The sequence below is a fragment of the Enterobacter sp. BNK-8 genome, from assembly GCF_048685095.1.
Lineage (GTDB): Bacteria > Pseudomonadota > Gammaproteobacteria > Enterobacterales > Enterobacteriaceae > Enterobacter > Enterobacter quasiroggenkampii.
The window spans coordinates 2,888,071-2,907,305 of the sequence record NZ_JBLQTN010000001.1; the positions used below are offsets into that span (position 1 = coordinate 2,888,071).

Consider the following 19,235-nt stretch of genomic DNA (forward strand, 5'->3'; position numbering starts at 1 on the left):
CGCTACGCTTACCCGACCTACGAAAAAACCGGCCCTGAAGCCGGTTTTTGTGTTTTTGTAGGCCGGGTAAGGCGAAGCCGCCACCCGGCAATTCCGGTTACAGCAGCTCCGGATACTTCGTCATCTTCAGCGCCAGCTCAACGCCGCGCACTTCCGCCATCCCTTTAAGACGGCCAATCGCCGAATAACCCGAGTTAGTTTTCTTACGCAGATCGTCCAGCATCTGGTGACCGTGGTCAGGACGGAACGGAATAGGACGCACATCGCCAAACTGCTTGCGACGCGCCTCTTCCGCCAGAATGGCGTCTACCACCGCCACCATATTCACATCACCGCCCAGGTGCGCCGCCTCATGGAAGGTTTTTGGATTCTCTTCACGGCAGGTCGCGCGCAGATGCGTGAAGTGGATACGATCGCCGAAGGTTTCAATCATCCGCACCAGGTCGTTATCCGCCCGCACACCGTAGGAGCCGGTACACATGGTGAAGCCGTTATAGATGCTGTCGACCGTCTCTTTCAGCCACTGCATATCTTCAATCGTGGACACGATACGCGGCAGGCCGAGGATTGGACGCGGTGGATCATCCGGATGTACGGCCAGGCGAACCCCTACCTCTTCCGCAACCGGCACGATAGCGCGCAGGAAATACGCCATGTTTTCACGTAGCTGCTGCTTATCAATATCGCCGTATTCTGCCAGGCGGGCGCGGAACTGATCCAGCGTATACCCTTCTTCAGCCCCCGGCAGGCCCGCAATAATATTACGGGTCAGCTTTTCGATATCTGCGTCACTGGCGGCGTTAAACCACGCGAGCGCCTGCTGCTGCTCTTCCGCGGTGTAATCCGCGTCGGCGCCAGGGCGTTTCAGAATGTGCAGTTCGAATGCCGCAAAGGCAATCTGATCGAAACGCAGCGCTTTCGAGCCGTCCGGCATCTGATATTCAAGGTCAGTTCGCGTCCAGTCCAGGATAGGCATGAAGTTGTAGCAAACCGTATCAATGCCGCAGGCCGCAAGGTTACGGATGCTCTGCTGGTAGTTAGCAATCCAGGTCTGGTACTCCCCTGAATGGGTTTTGATATCTTCATGAACCGGAATGCTTTCTACCACAGACCAGGTTAATCCCTTCTCCGCCAGCAGCGCCTGACGCGTCTGTATTTCCTCTACCGGCCAGACCTGACCGTTAGGAATATGATGCAGCGCCGTGACGACACCCGTTGCGCCAGCCTGACGCACATCATCAAGAGAAACCGGATCGTTCGGCCCGTACCAACGCCAGGTTTGTTCCATTGCCTCACCCTCTTAAGTTGTTATACCAATATGTGCTACTGCAATGACGACTACCATACATGTTTGCCGTGAAGGGTCAATACACCGCCACACATTGATTGATCAAACTCACATAACGGGGATAATTACGGCTCACCAATTTTATTTGCTGTCATATAACTTTACACTGGCATTGTTAATTAATGGTTAATCAGGTGTGTATCTCATGAAGACAATTGCCTCCACCGCCCTTCCTGCCCGGGTTCAGCAACCTCGCTACGATCGCCAGTCATTACGCTCCCGCATCGTCCACTTTGGCTTTGGCGCGTTTCACCGTGCGCACCAGGCATTGTTAACAAATCGGGTGCTGAATGAAAAAGGCGGCGACTGGGGGATTTGTGAGATTAGCCTTTTCAGCGGCGATGTGCTGATGAGCCAGCTGCGCGCGCAGGATCATCTGTTCACCGTGCTGGAAAAAGGGGCTGAAGGAAATGAGGCCATTATCATCGGTGCCGTCCATGAATGCCTGAACGCAAAGCTGGACTCCCTGCCCGCCATTATTGAGAAATTTTGCGAGCCTCAGGTTGCGATTGTCTCGCTCACCATCACGGAAAAAGGCTATTGCATCGATCCCGCGACCGGAAAACTCGATCTGAATAACCCCCGGATCGTCCACGACCTTGAAAACCCCTCCGAGCCACATTCGGCCCCTGGCATCCTGGTCGAAGCCCTCCACCGCCGCCGCGAGCGCGGCTTACCTGCGTTTACCGTGCTGTCCTGCGACAATATCCCTGACAACGGGCACGTGGTGAAAAACGCGGTGCTGGGCATGGCGCAAAAACGCTCCGCAGGGTTATCTGAATGGATTGATAGCCACGTGAGTTTCCCGGGGACGATGGTCGACAGGATTGTGCCCGCCGCGACGGAGGCCTCGCTGGCGGAAATCACCGACGCGCTCGGCGTGGAAGATCCGTGCGCCATCAGCTGCGAGCCGTTCATTCAGTGGGTCGTGGAAGATAATTTTGTCGCCGGGCGTCCCGAGTGGGAAGTGGCGGATGTCCAGATGGTGCAGGATGTGCTGCCTTGGGAGCAGATGAAATTACGCATGCTCAACGGCAGCCACTCTTTCCTGGCGTATCTGGGGTACCTCGCGGGCTACGCTCATATAAATGAATGCATGGAGGACGCGGCGTTCCGCGAAGCCGCCCGTCGGCTGATGCTGGACGAGCAGGCCCCCACGTTGCGCATCAAGGATGTCGACCTCACGGCATACGCCGATAGTCTGATCGAACGCTTTGCCAACCCGGCTCTCCAGCATCGGACCTGGCAAATCGCGATGGACGGTAGCCAGAAGCTGCCCCAGAGAATGCTGGACGGGATCCGCGTTCATCTTGAGCGAAATACGCCGTGGTCGCTGCTGGCCCTGGGCGTGGCCGGCTGGATACGCTACGTCAGCGGTACCGACGAACGCGGAAACGCGATTGACGTTCGCGATCCCCTCAGCGATAAAATCCGCGCCATCGTCAACGCCAGCAGCGACGCCAACCGCGTCCACGCGCTGCTGGGGCTGAGTGAGGTCTTCGGGCACGATCTTGCGCATAATCGCGTTTTTGTGGAGGCTGTCAGCCAGGCCTATGAGCGCATTACCCGCCACGGCGCGCGTCAGGCTGTTATCGAAACGTTAAATCTTTAACGATTATTGCGCTTAATGCGAACGGATGAGGCCTCCGTTCGCCCTTCCCCTTCTCACGGGGCCCGTTTTTCGCCAGGATAGAGAACAGTGTTATAGCATCACAATTCTCATCCGGAGCGCACGTGACCAAAACCAACCTCATCACCGGTTTTCTCGGCAGCGGTAAAACCACCTCAATTCTCCATCTGCTGGCGAATAAAGATCCGGCCGAGAAGTGGGCCGTGCTGGTCAATGAATTTGGCGAGGTGGGCATTGACGGCGCGTTGCTGTCATCCAGCGGCGCAATGATTAAAGAGATCCCCGGCGGGTGCATGTGCTGCGTCAATGGCCTGCCGATGCAGGTCGGGCTCAATACCCTGCTGCGTCAGGGCAAACCTGACCGCCTGCTGATTGAACCTACCGGGCTGGGTCACCCGAAGCAGATCCTCGATTTATTGACCGCACCGGTTTACGAGCCGTGGATCGATCTGCGCGCCACCCTGTGCCTGCTCGATCCGCGTCAGCTTCTGGATGACAAGGCGGTGGCCAACGAGAACTTCCGCGATCAGCTCGCCTCGGCGGACGTTATCGTCGCCAACAAGGAAGATCGCGCCACGCCAGAAAGCCAGGCCGCGCTGGAGGCGTGGTGGCACCATTTTGGCGGCAATCGCACGCTTGTGCAGGCCACCCAGGGGAATATTGATAGCGCCCTGCTTGACCTGCCTCGTCTGAACCTCACCGAGCTGCCCGCCAGCGCGGAGCATGCGCACAGTCACCCGGTTAAGCAGGGTCTGGCAGCCCTGAGTCTGCCGGAGCACCAGCGCTGGCGTCGTAATCTGAACAGCGGTCAGGGATATCAGGCCTGCGGATGGATTTTTGATGCTGAAACCGTTTTTGACACCATTGGGATCCTGGAGTGGGCCCGCCTTGCGCCCGTCGATCGCGTGAAAGGGATCATGCGTACGCTGGACGGACTGGTGCGGATCAACCGCCAGGGCGACGATTTCTTTATTGAAACGCAAAACGTAGCGCCGCCCGACAGCCGAATAGAGTTAATTAGTGCGGTTAACGCCGACTGGAATGCCCTCCAGTCCAGCCTGTTGAGGATTCGTTTAAGTTCGGGCGGCTAACGTTGCCCCAGTTTTCACTCTATGCAGAACGTTATGACAACTCGATTTCCCCTGATATTACTGCTTAATGTCGCCGGTCTGGCGCTTTTCTTCTCCTGGTATATCCCGGTGAATCATGGTTTCTGGTTCCCACTGGATTCTGCCCTCTTCCACTTCTTCAACCAGGAGCTGGTGAAGAGCAACGCGTTCCTGTGGCTGGTAGCCATCACCAACAACCGCGCCTTTGACGGCTTCTCGCTGCTGGCGATGGGCTGCCTGATGCTCTCTTTCTGGCTGAAAGAAGATAAAGCAGGACGCCGACGTATTCTGATTATCGGTCTGGTGATGCTGCTGTTTGCTGTCATCATTAACCAGCTGGCCACCGCGATTATTCCGGTTAAGCGTTCCAGCCCAACGCTCTTTTTCACCGATATTTATCGCGTCAGTGAGCTGCTGCATATTCCAACGAAAGATGCGTCGAAGGACAGTTTCCCTGGCGATCACGGCATGATGCTGCTTATTTTTTCCGCAATTATGCTTCGCTATTTCGGCAGAAAAGCGTTTGCCATAGCCCTGATTATTTTTGTGGTTTTTGCCTTCCCGCGCGTAATGATTGGCGCTCACTGGTTCACCGATATTGCCGTCGGTTCGCTTTCCGTTGCGCTGATTGCGCTGCCGTGGTGTTTGATGACCCCACTGAGCGACAGGATAATAGCGCTGTTCGATCGCTACCTTCCCGGTAAAGCGCAACAATAATTGAACAAATAACTAACCTAAATTAACGTGAGCTATCAGGGATCGACATGATCCCCGATAGCCTTCCCGCCACGATCTTTTCCCCGTGTCATATTCTTGTCATCACATTCATGATAAAAATGAAGCAATTGCGCGATAAAGCCTCGGATCTGACCGCATTTTAAGCAATTACGGATTTTTACTTTCTGTATCACATTTTCTTATAAAAAAAAGGCTTTTTTTACTCGCAATACCCCTGGCAATCGGTTAATCTCGAACTCGTTTTGCCCCATAGGGATAATTATTTCGATGGTGAATAATTTTGTGCGCTACGCCACAAATGTGACCAGAAAGAATTGTCTCAATGTGAACAGATAATTAGTCTCGTCACGTTTGGCATTTTTATAACGATATTTGTCGTTAAGGACTTCAAGGGATAATAAACAAAATGGTCAAATCTCAACCGTTTCTGAGATATATCTTACGGGGGATCCCGGCGATAGCAGTCGCGGTACTGTTATCTGCATGTAGTACATCGAACACCGCCAAGAATATGCATCCTGAGACGCGTGTTGTGGGAATGGAAGATTCCTCTTCACTGCAAGCCTCTCAGGATGAATTTGAAAATATGGTACGTAATCTGGACGTGAAGTCCCGCATTATGGACCAGTATGCTGACTGGAAAGGCGTGCGTTATCGTCTTGGCGGCAGCACGAAAACAGGTATTGATTGTTCCGGTTTTGTACAGCGTACATTCCGCGAGCAATTTGGGTTAGATCTTCCGCGTTCGACCTATGAACAGCAGGAGATGGGCAAGTCGATTTCACGTACCAAACTGCGCACCGGTGATTTAGTTCTGTTCCGTGCCGGTTCGACAGGTCGACATGTTGGCATCTACATTGGTAATGACCAGTTTGTACATGCTTCCACCAGCAGCGGTGTGACCATTTCCAGCATGAACGAACCGTACTGGAAGAAGCGTTATAACGAAGCGCGCCGCGTACTGACCCGCAGTTAATATCGCTATTGTATCGTTGGTTATCCCTTGGCTGGCGATATGATGAAAAAAAGCACTGCTTCGGCAGTGTTTTTTTTTGCCCGTTACACTGAATACATCCAGCGGCTTTTCAGGAATCACGACGTCTATGCTTACCCGCTACTTCTCCAGTAATCGCAAGATACTGATCCTCAGTATTATCACTGGTCTCATTACCGCCCTGCTTCTGGGTTCCCTGCAATTTTCCTGGAGTTACCACAAGCGAGAAGTCAAATTCGACACCCTGGTGAATGATGTGAGCGCCTACATGGGGAGCTATTTCGACGATTTAAAAAAAGCGGTCAATGTTCTCCAGCCTCTCACGCTAAATACCTGCCACGACGTCAATCAGGAACTCACCTCACGCGCGGCCTTCAGCATTAACGTTCGCGCCTTCCTGCTGGTCAGGGACAAGATGGCATTCTGCTCTTCCGCGACAGGCCCGATGAATGTCCCGATGAAGACGCTGATACCTGAGCTGAACATCGATAAACAGATCGATATGGCCCTGCTTCCGGGTACCCCCATGCTGCCTGATGAGCCTGCGATTGCGATCTGGTACCGCAACCCATTAGTAAAAGATGGCGGCGTGTTCACCTCAGTGAATATTAATCTGACGCCTTACCTGCTCTACACGGAGCGCCAGGACGAGTTCGCGGGTATCGCCATCATCATCGGCGATAACGCGCTGTCGACGCGGTCCAGCACCCTGGTTCATGCACACGAACTGCATGACATCCCGGTCCGCACGGCGACACTGAAAGACGTCCCCCTGACCATCAACCTGTATGCTGACGCATGGACAGGCGATGAAATCCTCTATGCGCTGTTTTTCGGCCTGGTATGCGGTATTTGTGCCGGATCGCTTAACTACTACATCCTCAGCATTCGGCTCAACCCGGGTAAAGAAATTTTAAGCGCCATCAAGCGCGGTCAGTTCTATGTGGTCTACCAACCCGTCGTCGATGCCAAATCGCTCAGGATGACCGGGCTTGAGGTCCTGATGCGCTGGAAACACCCGACAATGGGGGAAATTCCGCCGGACGCGTTTATTAATTTTGCCGAAGCGCAGAAGCTGATTGTCCCGCTGACGCTGCATCTCTTTGATCTTATCATTCACGACGCTCCCGTATTACAAACGCTGTTACCTCCGGGCGCCAAGGTGGGCATTAACATTGCGCCAGGTCATCTGCATGCGGAAAGCTTCAAGGACGATATGCGCACCTTCAAAGCGTTACTGCCACCGGATTATTTCCAGATCGTGCTGGAAATTACCGAGCGCGATATGCTTAACCATCGGGAAGCCAACAGCCTCTTCGAATGGCTGCATAACGAAGGGTTTGAAATCGCCATTGATGATTTTGGAACCGGCCACAGCGCGCTGATTTATCTTGAGCATTTCACCATGGACTACCTCAAAATAGACCGTGGTTTTGTTAATGCGATCGGTACTGAGACCGTGACGTCGCCGGTGCTGGATGCCGTTCTTACGCTGGCAAGACGACTGAATATGTCGACCGTCGCCGAAGGGGTAGAGACGCCGGGGCAGGCGGCCTGGCTACGCGAACACGGCGTTAACTTCCTGCAGGGATACTGGATTAGTCGTCCCATGCCGCTGGCGCAGTTCCGCGAATGGCGTCCTGATATTTCGCCCGAGGGCGATTAATTTCACATTGTCCGCGACGTCACTTATTATTCAGCTTAACCGAGCCGGTCTGTAAAAGAGGGAGCTGCCGCGAGATGCTTATGCGCTTTATGTTGCTGATGTTGGCATTCACGAGCCTGTCCAGCCAGGCGCAAGCCATCAAAGAAAATATCGCCTTCGCGGTCATTGGCGAGCCGAAATACGCGGTCAATTTTACGCACTTTGATTACGTCAACCCTGCCGCGCCGAAGGGCGGTAAGGTCACGCTTTCCGCCACGGGAACCTTCGACAACTTCAACCGCTACGCCCTACGCGGCGTGGCGGCCGCGCGGACGGAATCCCTTTACGATACGCTCTTTGTCACCTCCGATGACGAGCCCGGTAGCTATTATCCGCTGATTGCCGAGAACGTGCGCTACGCCGATAACTTCGCCTGGGCGGAAATCTCGCTGAACCCGCGAGCACGTTTTCACGACGGCACACCGGTTAAGGCCAGCGACGTCGCCTTCACCTTTCATAAATTCATGACCGAAGGCGTGCCCCAGTTCCGCATCGTGTATAAAGGCGCATCGGTCAGAGCCATTGCGCCGCTCACCGTGCGCATCGAACTGAGCGAACCCAACAAAGAGAACATGCTGAGCCTGTTCTCGTTGCCGGTGATGCCGGAATCGTTCTGGAAAGATCATAAGCTGAGCGACCCGCTCTCAACGCCACCACTGGCTGGCGGCCCCTACCGCATCACCGACTGGCGCATGGGGCAATATGTCGTCTATTCCCGCGTCAAAGACTACTGGGCGGCCAATCTGCCGGTAAACCGCGGGCGCTGGAACTTCGACACCCTTCGCTATGATTACTACCTCGACGATAACGTGGCGTTTGAGGCGTTCAAAGCCGGGGCCTTCGATTTGCGCGTCGAGAGCAGCGCCAAAAACTGGGCGACCCGCTATATCGGCAAAAATTTTGCTAAAGGCTATATCGTCAAAGACGAGCACAAAAATGCGTCTGCGCAAGACACGCGCTGGCTGGCGTTTAATATTCAACGTCCGGTATTTAGCGATCGCCGGGTGCGGGAAGCCATCTCCCTGGCCTTTGATTTTGAGTGGATGAACAAAGCGCTGTTTTACGGTGCCTACAGCCGCGCCAACAGCTATTTTCAGAATACCGAATACGCCGCGCGCGATTATCCGAAAGCCGACGAACTGGTCCTGCTGGCGCCGCTGAAAGCGGAACTGCCACCGCAGGTTTTCACCACCGTGTTTCAGCCGCCCGCATCGAAGGGTGACGGCTACGACCGCGACAACCTGCTGAAGGCCAGCAAGCTGCTGGATGAGGCGGGCTGGCACCTGAAAAATCAAAAACGTGTGGATGCCAAAACGGGCAAACCGCTCAGCTTTGAGCTGCTTCTCTCGTCCGGAGGCAACGATCAGTGGGTGCTGCCGTTTAAGCACAACCTTGAGCGGCTGGGCGTGACCATGAACATTCGCCAGGTGGATAACGCGCAGATCACCAGCCGCATGCGCAGCCGTGATTACGACATGATGCAGCGCCTGTGGCCCGCCCAACCGTGGCCCAGCTCGGACCTGCAAATCTCCTGGGCCTCCAGCTACATCGACTCCTCGTACAATGCGCCGGGGGTAAAAAGCCCGGCGATTGATGCGCTGATTGCGAAAATCGTGGCGGCGCAGGGGGATAAAGACAAGCTTCTGCCGCTCGGGCGCGCCCTCGACAGGGTCTTAACCTGGAACTACTACATGCTGCCGATGTGGTATATGGGCGAAGATCGCCTTGCGCGCTGGGATAAGTTCTCCGTGCCAGCCGTGCGCCCTGTCTACTCCCTGGGCTTTGATACCTGGTGGTATGACGTTAACAAAGCCGCCAGACTTCCCGCTGAGCGGCGATAAGGAATCATCATGGGTGCCTATCTTCTCCGCCGTCTGCTGCTGGTCATCCCTACCCTGTGGGCCATCATCACGATTAACTTTTTTATCGTGCAAATCGCCCCCGGTGGGCCGGTCGATCAGGCTATTGCCGCCATTGAATTTGGCAACAGCGGCGGCATGCCCGGCGGCGGCGGTGAAGGGATGGGTGCCAGCCATGCGCGAACCGGCGTAGGGAATATCAGTGAAAGCCACTATCGCGGGGGACGCGGTCTGGATCCGGAAGTGATCGCCGAGATCACCCACCGCTACGGCTTTGACAAACCGATTCACGAGCGCTATTTCAAGATGCTCTGGGATTACATCCGCTTTGATTTTGGCGATAGCCTGTTTCGCAGTGCGTCAGTGCTGACGCTGATCAAGCAAAGCCTGCCGGTTTCGATCACGCTGGGGCTGTGGGGTACGCTTATCATCTATCTGGTCTCTATTCCGCTCGGGATCCGCAAAGCGGTGTACAACGGCAGCCGGTTCGATATCTGGAGCAGCACGTTCATCATTATCGGCTATGCCATCCCGGCGTTTCTGTTTGCTGTCCTGCTGATCGTCTTTTTTGCCGGGGGAAGTTATTTCGACCTCTTCCCGCTGCGAGGGCTCGTCTCCGCCGATTTCAACTCCCTGCCCTGGTACCAGAAAATTACCGACTATCTCTGGCATATTACGCTGCCGGTTCTGGCAACGGTCATTGGCGGGTTTGCGGCCCTCACCATGTTGACCAAAAACGCCTTTCTCGATGAAATTCGTAAACAGTACGTCGTCACGGCCCGCGCCAAAGGCGTGAGCGAGAAGCAGATCATGTGGAAACACGTGTTCCGCAACGCCATGCTGCTGGTGATCGCCGGGTTTCCGGCCACGTTCATCAGTATGTTTTTTACCGGCTCGCTGCTGATAGAGGTGATGTTCTCGCTCAACGGCCTGGGGCTGCTGGGCTATGAGGCCACCGTGTCGCGCGATTATCCGGTAATGTTTGGCACACTCTATATATTTACCCTGATTGGCCTGCTGCTGAATATCATCAGCGATATCAGCTATACGCTGGTCGATCCCCGAATCGATTTTGAGGGCCGATGATGCTGCGTTTAAGCCCCGTCAACCAGGCCCGCTGGGCCCGCTTTCGCCACAACCGCCGCGGCTACTGGTCGCTGTGGATTTTTGCCGTGCTGTTTGTCTTGAGCCTGTTTTCAGAACTGATCGCCAACGACAAACCGCTGCTGGTGCATTTTAACGATCGCTGGTACGTGCCGGTCATCGCCAATTACAGCGAAAGCGACTTTGGCGGCCCGTTTGCGACGCCGGCGGAGTATCAGGATCCGTGGCTTCGCCAGCAGATTGAGCAGCACGGCTGGGCGCTCTGGGCGCCGGTACGTTTTGGCGCAAACAGCATTAACTTCGCCACCACAAGCCCCTTCCCTTCCCCGCCCTCCGCGCAAAACTGGCTGGGAACGGATGCTAACGGCGGCGACGTGCTGGCACGCATCCTGTACGGCACGCGAATCTCGCTTCTCTTTGGACTGATGCTGACGCTCTTCTCCAGCGTGATGGGCGTCGTGGCGGGCGCCGTTCAGGGTTACTACGGCGGGAAGATTGACCTGTGGTGTCAGCGGATTATTGAAGTCTGGTCAGGCATGCCGACGCTGTTTCTGATCATCCTGCTTTCCAGCGTCGTACAGCCCAACTTCTGGTGGCTATTAGGCATCACCGTCCTGTTCGGCTGGATGGCGCTGGTCGGTGTGGTAAGGGCCGAGTTTCTGCGCACCCGTAATTTCGACTATATTCGCGCCGCGCAGGCGCTTGGCGTGAGCGATCGCGGGATCATTTTCCGCCATATGTTGCCCAACGCCGTGGTGGCAACGCTCACCTTCCTGCCGTTTATTCTGTGTAGCTCCATCACCACCCTCACCTCACTGGATTTTCTCGGTTTCGGGTTACCGTTGGGTTCCCCATCGCTTGGCGAACTGCTGCTGCAGGGCAAGAACAACCTGCAGGCGCCGTGGTTAGGCATCGCCGCCTTTCTTTCCGTGGCCGTGCTGCTGTCGCTGCTGATTTTTATTGGCGAAGCCGTGCGCGATGCCTTTGATCCGAACAAGGCGGTATAAGATGACCCAGCCCCTGCTCAGTATTGATAACCTGTCGATTGCCTTTTCCAAACAGGACGAGACGCGCACCGTAGTCAGCGACCTGACGCTGCAGATCCAGCGCGGTGAAACGCTGGCCCTGGTGGGTGAATCGGGTTCAGGCAAGAGCGTTTCGGCGCTCTCCATCCTGCGGCTGCTGCCCTCTCCACCAGTGAGCTACCCGCAAGGGGATATTCTCTTTCACGGCCGTTCGCTGCTGCACGCCGACGAACAGACCCTGCGCGGCATTCGCGGCAACAAAATCGCGATGATCTTCCAGGAGCCGATGGTGTCGCTTAACCCGCTGCACAGCCTGGAAAAACAGCTCTATGAAGTGCTCTCCCTGCACCGTGGGATGCGCAAAGAGGCCGCGCGGGGAGAAATTCTGGATTGTCTTGAACGCACAGGCATACGCAATGCGGCCAAACGACTGAATGATTTTCCGCATCAGCTCTCCGGCGGCGAACGCCAGCGCGTGATGATCGCCATGGCCCTGCTCACGCGCCCCGAACTGCTGATAGCCGACGAGCCCACAACGGCGCTGGACGTGACGGTACAGGCGCAAATACTGACGCTGCTGCGGGAACTGCGTGACGAGCTGAACATGAGCCTGCTGTTTATCACGCACAACCTGAGCATTGTCAGAAAGCTGGCCGACAGCGTCGCGGTGATGCAGAACGGGCGCTGTGTTGAACAGAATACGGCGTCAACGCTGCTGAGCGCACCGCAGCACCCCTATACGCAGCGGTTGCTCGACAGCGAACCCTCCGGCGACCCGGTTCCTCTCGATGCGGACAGCACGCCGCTGCTGCGCGTTGAGGATCTGTCCGTCTCGTTCCCGATCCGCAAAGGTATTCTGCGCCGCATTGTCGATCGCAACCCGGTGCTGAAAAACCTCCGCTTCTCGCTGCGCCCGGGGGAATCCCTGGGGCTGGTGGGCGAATCCGGCTCGGGTAAAAGCACCACCGGTCTGGCGCTGCTGCGTTTAATTGCCTCCCAGGGCGAGATCCTGTTTGACGATATGCCGCTGCACCGCTGGAACCGCCGCCAGATGCTGCCCGTGCGTCCCCGCATGCAGGTGGTGTTTCAGGATCCCAACTCCTCGCTTAACCCACGGCTCAGCGTGTTACAGATTATAGAAGAGGGTCTGCGCGTCCATCAGCCCGGCCTGAGCGCGCAGCAACGCGAGCAGGAGGTCATGCGGGTCATGACCGAAGTGGGTCTAGATCCCGAGACGCGCCACCGCTACCCTGCGGAATTTTCCGGTGGGCAGCGCCAGCGTATCGCTATTGCCCGCGCGCTGATCCTGAAACCGGAGCTGATTATTCTGGATGAACCCACGTCGTCGCTGGACAGGACCGTTCAGGCGCAGATCCTGGCGCTGCTGAAAGGGTTACAGGAAAAGCACCGGCTGGCCTATATCTTTATCAGCCATGATTTACAGGTGGTGCGGGCGCTATGCCATCAGGTGATTGTGTTGCGTCAGGGAGAGGTGGTCGAGCAGGGCGATTGCCAGCGCGTATTTAGCGCGCCAACGCAGCGCTACACGCGCCAGCTGTTGTCGTCAGACTAGCGCTCAGAACGGGTACTGGCCGGAGAAAGGCTCGGCAATGGCAACGCCAAAATTTTTCAGACGGCAGGTGGCAGCAAACTCGTCCTGGCTTTTCACAAACAGGCACGGCTCACCTTCGCACTCCAGTACGGAGCTGTCCACTTCGATATCCGTCAGGGCCTGACTGAGGCGCTCCATCACCCGCCAGGCATTTTCGTCACTCGGGCTTAACAGCTTGAGCGCCACCAGGCAGTTTTCACAGCCCGCGACGTTTTGCGGAATCGGTTCAACTTTCGAACCAGCAAATCCCGCCGACCAGCGATAGCTCTGGGGCAAGCGATGGACAATAGAAAGTTGTAATGTATTCACGTTCGTTCCCCGGAAGCAAAATTTACTTCACAATTTATTTACATTTATAGTAACACATCATCGTCAGCCTGCACTATTCAGCACTTTTTTATCGGTATTCAGGCTCGCGTCGGCGCTATATGTACCCGTTTCTGCGATCTAACTCAACCTTTTTGAATACAATGATGTGACTTTTTACACAAATAGATTTTACATAAAATAAACAAACACAGCATAAACGAACGGGGTTTGGTTGATATGCATCAACAAAAAAGGCCCTGCCGGGCCTTCTCTGTGTTTTAGTGGACCGCTTTTCGCGGTCGGCTGGCGTAAAGATAGAAGAGTATCGAGCTGGTTGCGCAAAAAGCCATCGCCCACAGCATGGGCCATGCCGTCGTAAAGGTGGCCATCGAAAGCAACGCGCCGACGATAGCGCCGATGCCGAAGCGGAATGTCCCGGCCAGGGAAGATGCGGTTCCTGCCATGTGCGGGAACTCATCCAGAATCACCGCCATCGCATTGGATGACACCATCGACACGCAGCCGACAAAGGCCGCCACGCCGACCACCAGCGCCCAGAAGCCCACACCCAGAAACGCGCTCACCACCAGCCAGATCGCCATCACAAACTGGATCCACAGCCCGGCGCGGAACATGTTCAGCGCCCCCACCCGTCGGACAAAGCGGCTGTTAATGATGGTCATAATGAACAGGAAGACGATGTTAAGCGCAAAGTAATAGCCGAAGTGCTGCGGCGAAACGTGGTTCAGCTCGATGTAGACAAACGGCCCGGCGCTCAGGAAGGAGAACATTCCGGCGAAGCTGAACCCGCTCGCCAGCATATAGCTGAGCACGCGCTTGTGGCGAAACAGCGAGGCAAAGTTACCAATTGTGGTTCGGATGTGAAACTTCTGGCGGCGCTCGACGGGAAGCGTTTCATCAATAAAGAAGAAGATCATTGCGGAGGCCAGCAGCGCGGCCAGGGCCAGGATCCAGAAAATCACATGCCAGCTGAACCACACCAGCACCGCACCACCGGCCATCGGGGCCACCAGCGGCGCAATCGTCGTCACCAGCATGACAAACGACATCATGTGGGAGAACTCTTCTTTCGGGTAGATATCGCGCATCAGGGCGTTAATCACCACGCTTGCCGCTGCCGCCGCCAGACCGTGGAAGAAACGCATGATAATCAGATGATCGATAGTCTGCGCCAGCGCGCAGGCAACCGCTGCGGCCGCAAAGACCAGCGTCCCGCCCAGAATGACCGGCTTGCGTCCAAGGCTGTCGGCCATCGGGCCATAAAACAGCTGGCCGAGGGCAAAGCCAAGAATATAGGTGCTGAGCGTCATCTGCGCGCTGCCCGCCGGAACGCCAAACTGCGCGGAAATGACCGGCAGCGCGGGCAGGTACATATCAATAGACAGCGGCATCAGCATGGCCAGCAGGCCAAGAATGAAGACGATTTTGAACGACGAGTGTGGCCTGGTGGTCACAGAGTTCTCCTGAAATTAGTGCGAAGGCAGACCGACGCTGGCGATCTCTTCTTCCGTTAACGGGCGATATTCGCCAGGCGCCAGGTCGGGATCGAGTTCAATCGCACCAATCCGTTCGCGATGCAGGCCAACAACGTGGTTCCCCACCGCGGCAAACATACGTTTCACCTGATGATAGCGCCCTTCGCTGATGGTCAGACGGACCTCGGTCGGGGTGATGACTTCGAGCACCGCCGGTTTGGTCAGATCTTTTTCATTATGCAGCTGAACGCCTTTCGCGAAGTGCTCTGCCGTGTCATCCGACACCGGTGACTCCAGCGTCACGAGATAGGTTTTCTCGCAGTGGTGGCGTGGAGAGGTGATGCGGTGCGACCACTGACCGTCGTCGGTCATCAGCACCAGCCCGGTGGTGTCGATATCGAGTCGACCTGCGGCGTGCAGCTTGTGCGCCACCGGCTCGTCGAGGAAATAGAGCACCGTCGGGTGATCCGGATCGTCCGTTGAGCAGACGTAGCCTTCCGGCTTATTGAGCATGAAGTAGCGCGGACCGTGCTGCTGGGTCAGCGGATTGCCGTCATACTCCACCTGATGGTCAGGTTGCAGTTTGAAAGCGCTGTCTCTCACAATGTCGCCATCCACGGTAACTCGGCTGGCGCGAATTTCGCGCCCGGCAATAGCGCGGCTTACGCCGAGTTGCTGAGCGATAAACTTATCAAGTCGCATGAAATCTTTTTAGCCTTAATGGTGCAGGAAGTCGGACAACAGGTCCGAAAAAAGAAGCAGTCTGGAACGGTTCAGTATAATGGTCTGGTTGCGCCACTCAAGGGAAAAAGTTTCGTGGCATACTATCTATACCCTAAATAATTCGAGTTGCATGACAAAACGCCTATAGCGTTTTGAACAGCGCTTGCGCTGGCCCCGTAGGGGCGAGGCCACAGGCCGAGTCACGCGGCAAAGGAGTGAATCCCCGGGAGCTTACATAAGTAAGTGACCGGGGTGAACGAGTGCAGCCAACGCACAGGCAACTTGAAGTATGACGGGTATATGTGCGGAATAAAGAAACCGAGACCCTATGACTTTTACACTTCGTCCCTATCAGCAGGAAGCCGTTGACGCCACCCTCGCCTGGTTCCGCAAACATCGCGAGCCGGCGGCGATTGTGCTGCCGACCGGTGCAGGCAAAAGCCTGGTCATTGCCGAACTGGCGCGTCTGGCCCGCGGCCGCGTGCTGGTGCTGGCGCACGTTAAAGAGCTCGTCGCGCAAAACCATGCCAAGTATTGTGCGCTTGGACTGGAAGCCGACATTTTCGCCGCCGGGCTAAAGCGTAAAGAGAGCCACGGCAAAGTGGTGTTTGGCAGCGTGCAGTCGGTGGCCCGCAATCTGGATCTGTTTCGCAGCGAATTTTCGCTGCTGATTGTCGACGAATGTCACCGCATCAGCGATGACGACGACAGCCAGTATCAGCAAATCCTGTCCCACCTGAAAGAGGTGAATCCTCAGCTGCGCCTGTTGGGCCTGACGGCGACCCCGTTTCGTCTGGGGAAAGGCTGGATCTATCGCTACCATTATCACGGCATGGTGCGCGGCGATGACAAGGCCCTGTTTAGCGACTGCATCTACGAGCTTCCGCTGCGCTACATGATTAAACATGGCTACCTGACGCCGCCTGAACGGCTGGATATGCCGGTGGTGCAGTACGACTTCAGCCGCCTGCAGGCGCAGAGCAACGGGTTATTCAGCGAAGCGGATCTTAACCAGGAGCTGAAAAAGCAAAAGCGCATTACGCCGCATATCATCAGCCAGATTGAGGAGTTCGCCGCGACGCGCAAAGGGGTGATGATCTTTGCCGCCACCGTTGAGCACGCACGCGAAATCACCGGGTTACTGCCCTCCGGCGACGCGGCGCTCATCACCGGCGAGACGCCCGGCCCGGAGCGCGACCGCCTGATTGAGGCCTTTAAAGCCCAGCAGTTCCGCTATCTGGTTAACGTGTCGGTGTTGACCACCGGCTTTGACGCCCCGCACGTCGACCTGATCGCTATTTTGCGTCCGACCGAATCGGTCAGTCTGTATCAGCAAATTGTTGGCCGCGGCCTGCGTCTGGCGCCGGGGAAAACCGACTGCCTGATTCTGGATTATGCCGGTAACCCGCACGATCTCTATACGCCTGAGGTCGGCGCGCCAAAAGGGAAAAGCGACAACGTGCCCGTGCAGGTCTTTTGCCCTGCCTGCGGGTTTGCCAACACCTTCTGGGGCAAAACCACCGCCGACGGCACGCTGATCGAACATTTTGGCCGCCGCTGTCAGGGCTGGTTTGAAGATGATGACGGGCATCGCGAGCAGTGCGATTTTCGTTTCCGCTTTAAAAACTGCCCGCAGTGCAACGCCGAAAATGACATTGCCGCTCGCCGCTGTCGGGAGTGCGACACGGTGCTGGTTGACCCGGACGACATGCTGAAAGCGGCATTAAAGCTGAAAGATGCGCTGGTGCTGCGCTGTTCCGGCATGGCGTTGCAGCCCGGTGCCGATGAAAAAGGCGAATGGCTGAAAATCACCTATTACGATGAAGACGGGGCGGACGTCAGCGAGCGCTTCCGGCTTCAGACGCCAGCTCAGCGAACGGCCTTCGAACAGCTGTTTATCCGCCCGCACACCCGCACTCCGGGCGTGCCCCTGCGCTGGATCACCGTGGCCGATATCGTGCGCCAGCAGGTGCTATTGCGCCATCCGGATTTTGTGGTCGCCCGCAAAAAAGGTCAGTTCTGGCAGGTGCGCGAAAAACTCTTCGACTACGAAGGTCGCTTCCGTCGCGCCAACGAATTGCGCGGGTAGCGGGACTTTTCATTGATGTGAGGGGCATTTGAGTATAAAATGCCGCCCGCTTCACATCCGTGAGGCAGAACACTCACCTGCTGCTGGGTCGCCTGTAGTAGGGTTTTAAATACAGAGAGAAATCAATGTTTACTATCGAAGCAGAAGTACGTAACGTGCAGGGTAAGGGTGCGAGCCGCCGCCTGCGTACCGCTAACAAGTTCCCGGCTATCGTTTACGGTGGCGAAGCTGCTCCAGTTGCAATCGAACTGGATCACGACAAACTGTGGAACCTGCAGACCAAAGCTGAATTCTACAGCGAAGTTCTGACCATCGTTGTTGGCGGTAAAGAAGAAAAAGTGAAAGTTCAGGCTGTTCAGCGTCACGCGTTCAAGCCAAAACTGACTCACATCGACTTCGTTCGCGCGTAATCGCAAACCTGTCGAAAAAAACCCCGCTTCTGCGGGGTTTTTTGTGCCTGCTATTTACCGCCCGAGGTGCGGCGCTGAAGCTGATCGCGCAGATTCGGCGGCGTCCCCTTAATGGTCAGCGTATCGGTGGCCGGGTCCCAGAAGATACGTTCCCCCAGCAGCATCGCATCAAAGTTGATGGTTAACCCGCCGCCGCTGCCGGCAAACTTGGTTAACTGACGCAGCGTGCTGCGATCCGCCGGGAAGCTCTCTTCAAGCTCATAGCCCTTTTCTGCGGTAAATTCCTGGAAGCTGACTTCGCTGACGCCCGCCAACTCTTTTGACAGCGACTCCAGCTCAATCTCTTCCCCAGCCTGCAGCTGTTCGTTGCAGTAGCTGTAAACCTGCTGGCGCACCGTCTGGCGCTCAGATTTATCAAGCTGCGCTTCGGCTGTGAAATCGTCCACCGCCTGGAGCAGCCCTTTGTTCTGCGCTTTGGCGTTAAGCCCTTCACTGGCACCGAGGAAGTCCATGAAGAAATCCGCCACTTTGCGACCCACGCGTCCCTTCAGGAAAGTCAGGTAGCGGGTCGATTCCGGGTTGGTTTCCCACTCGGTCAAATCAATACGCGCCACGATATCCGCATGGTTGATATCCAGATAATGCGTCGAGCTGATATCCAGCTGCTCGTTCACGCGCATGCTGCTTAAGTTATTCAGCACGGTAACCAGCAGATACTCGACCGCCAGGTAGCGGTAGTGGCAGAACAGCACGATCCCACCGTCAGCGAACGGATATTTCGCCAGCTCGTCGCGCAGACGCCCGGTTGCCGCACGGCTAAACGCCAGGAAATCCTCTTCACCCTGGCGCTGCAGGCGCAGGCTATCGGCCAGTTCACTCTCTTCGCTAAACAGCCCATAGGCTTTATTTTTGGCGCTGTAGACGCGATGCAGCTCTGCCATCATCTCCACAACGGTCGCCGTAGGTTCCAGTAACGAATCGCGTAGCACCACTTCAAGGGTTTGCTCATCGCGCTTGATAAGCTGGTGCAAGGCAATCTGGTTGATTTCCAGACTCATGATAAACTCTCCTTTTAGACCGGGCG

At 56.0% G+C, this 19,235-nt stretch carries 16 protein-coding genes; 11 read left to right on the forward strand and 5 right to left on the reverse strand.

Annotated elements, in window-relative coordinates; all coding sequences use genetic code 11:
• Window positions 1-97: 97 nt before the first annotated feature.
• Window positions 98-1,288 carry a mannonate dehydratase gene (uxuA, locus tag ACMGGU_RS14000; protein ID WP_420300663.1) on the reverse strand — a complete coding sequence of 397 codons (1,191 nt, stop codon included), beginning with the start codon at window positions 1,286-1,288 and terminating at the stop codon, window positions 98-100.
• A 205-nt stretch (window positions 1,289-1,493) separates the two neighbouring features.
• Between uxuA and ACMGGU_RS14005 the strand changes: the two genes are divergently transcribed.
• The 9 genes from ACMGGU_RS14005 to yejF all read left to right on the forward strand — a co-directional run bounded on the left by ACMGGU_RS14005 (window position 1,494) and on the right by yejF (window position 13,085).
• Window positions 1,494-2,960 (forward strand): mannitol dehydrogenase family protein, encoded by a 1,467-nt coding sequence (locus ACMGGU_RS14005; protein ID WP_420300664.1) that lies wholly within the window; start codon window positions 1,494-1,496, stop codon window positions 2,958-2,960.
• A gap of 122 nt (window positions 2,961-3,082) precedes the next feature.
• Window positions 3,083-4,069, forward strand: coding sequence for a CobW family GTP-binding protein (locus ACMGGU_RS14010; protein WP_126534661.1), 987 nt, complete (start codon window positions 3,083-3,085; stop codon window positions 4,067-4,069).
• A gap of 33 nt (window positions 4,070-4,102) precedes the next feature.
• Window positions 4,103-4,804 carry a phosphatase PAP2 family protein gene (locus ACMGGU_RS14015; RefSeq protein ID WP_164712107.1) on the forward strand — a complete coding sequence of 234 codons (702 nt, stop codon included), beginning with the start codon at window positions 4,103-4,105 and terminating at the stop codon, window positions 4,802-4,804.
• A 427-nt stretch (window positions 4,805-5,231) separates the two neighbouring features.
• Entirely contained in the window at window positions 5,232-5,801 is a 570-nt protein-coding gene (mepS, locus tag ACMGGU_RS14020; protein ID WP_008500946.1) for a bifunctional murein DD-endopeptidase/murein LD-carboxypeptidase, read from the forward strand.
• Window positions 5,802-5,928: 127 nt separating this feature from the next.
• Entirely contained in the window at window positions 5,929-7,485 is a 1,557-nt protein-coding gene (locus tag ACMGGU_RS14025) for a cyclic di-GMP phosphodiesterase (protein WP_420300665.1), read from the forward strand.
• 74 nt (window positions 7,486-7,559) lie between these two features.
• Complete coding sequence (locus ACMGGU_RS14030) at window positions 7,560-9,365, forward strand: extracellular solute-binding protein (RefSeq protein WP_045334345.1); 1,806 nt, start codon at window positions 7,560-7,562, stop codon at window positions 9,363-9,365.
• 9 nt (window positions 9,366-9,374) lie between these two features.
• Entirely contained in the window at window positions 9,375-10,469 is a 1,095-nt protein-coding gene (locus tag ACMGGU_RS14035) for a microcin C ABC transporter permease YejB (RefSeq protein ID WP_045334343.1), read from the forward strand.
• On the forward strand, window positions 10,469-11,494 hold the full coding sequence (locus ACMGGU_RS14040) for an ABC transporter permease (protein ID WP_045334341.1): 1,026 nt from the start codon (window positions 10,469-10,471) through the stop codon (window positions 11,492-11,494). The genes ACMGGU_RS14035 and ACMGGU_RS14040 overlap by 1 nt, the downstream gene beginning before the upstream one ends.
• 1 nt (window position 11,495) lies before the next feature.
• Window positions 11,496-13,085 carry a microcin C ABC transporter ATP-binding protein YejF gene (gene yejF, locus ACMGGU_RS14045; protein WP_045334339.1) on the forward strand — a complete coding sequence of 530 codons (1,590 nt, stop codon included), beginning with the start codon at window positions 11,496-11,498 and terminating at the stop codon, window positions 13,083-13,085.
• A 3-nt stretch (window positions 13,086-13,088) separates the two neighbouring features.
• Here yejF and ACMGGU_RS14050 read toward each other — a convergent pair whose 3' ends face one another.
• From ACMGGU_RS14050 to rsuA, 3 genes are all read right to left on the reverse strand, one after another.
• On the reverse strand, window positions 13,089-13,433 hold the full coding sequence (locus ACMGGU_RS14050) for a YejG family protein (protein ID WP_008500952.1): 345 nt from the start codon (window positions 13,431-13,433) through the stop codon (window positions 13,089-13,091).
• 278 nt (window positions 13,434-13,711) lie between these two features.
• Complete coding sequence (locus ACMGGU_RS14055) at window positions 13,712-14,908, reverse strand: Bcr/CflA family multidrug efflux MFS transporter (protein WP_420300666.1); 1,197 nt, start codon at window positions 14,906-14,908, stop codon at window positions 13,712-13,714.
• A 15-nt stretch (window positions 14,909-14,923) separates the two neighbouring features.
• Complete coding sequence (gene rsuA / locus ACMGGU_RS14060) at window positions 14,924-15,631, reverse strand: 16S rRNA pseudouridine(516) synthase RsuA (RefSeq protein ID WP_021241522.1); 708 nt, start codon at window positions 15,629-15,631, stop codon at window positions 14,924-14,926.
• A gap of 349 nt (window positions 15,632-15,980) precedes the next feature.
• Between rsuA and ACMGGU_RS14065 the strand changes: the two genes are divergently transcribed.
• Together ACMGGU_RS14065 and rplY are read left to right on the forward strand one after the other, a co-directional pair.
• The gene (locus tag ACMGGU_RS14065) at window positions 15,981-17,741 is read left to right on the forward strand and encodes a DEAD/DEAH box helicase (RefSeq protein ID WP_262820968.1); all 1,761 of its coding nucleotides are present in this window, start codon (window positions 15,981-15,983) and stop codon (window positions 17,739-17,741) included.
• 125 nt (window positions 17,742-17,866) lie between these two features.
• Window positions 17,867-18,151, forward strand: a complete 285-nt coding sequence (rplY, locus tag ACMGGU_RS14070; protein WP_008500956.1) for a 50S ribosomal protein L25 — start codon at window positions 17,867-17,869, stop codon at window positions 18,149-18,151.
• A 50-nt stretch (window positions 18,152-18,201) separates the two neighbouring features.
• Here rplY and yejK read toward each other — a convergent pair whose 3' ends face one another.
• On the reverse strand, window positions 18,202-19,209 hold the full coding sequence (gene yejK / locus ACMGGU_RS14075) for a nucleoid-associated protein YejK (RefSeq protein WP_008500957.1): 1,008 nt from the start codon (window positions 19,207-19,209) through the stop codon (window positions 18,202-18,204).
• Between the last annotated feature and the right edge of the window lie 26 nt (window positions 19,210-19,235).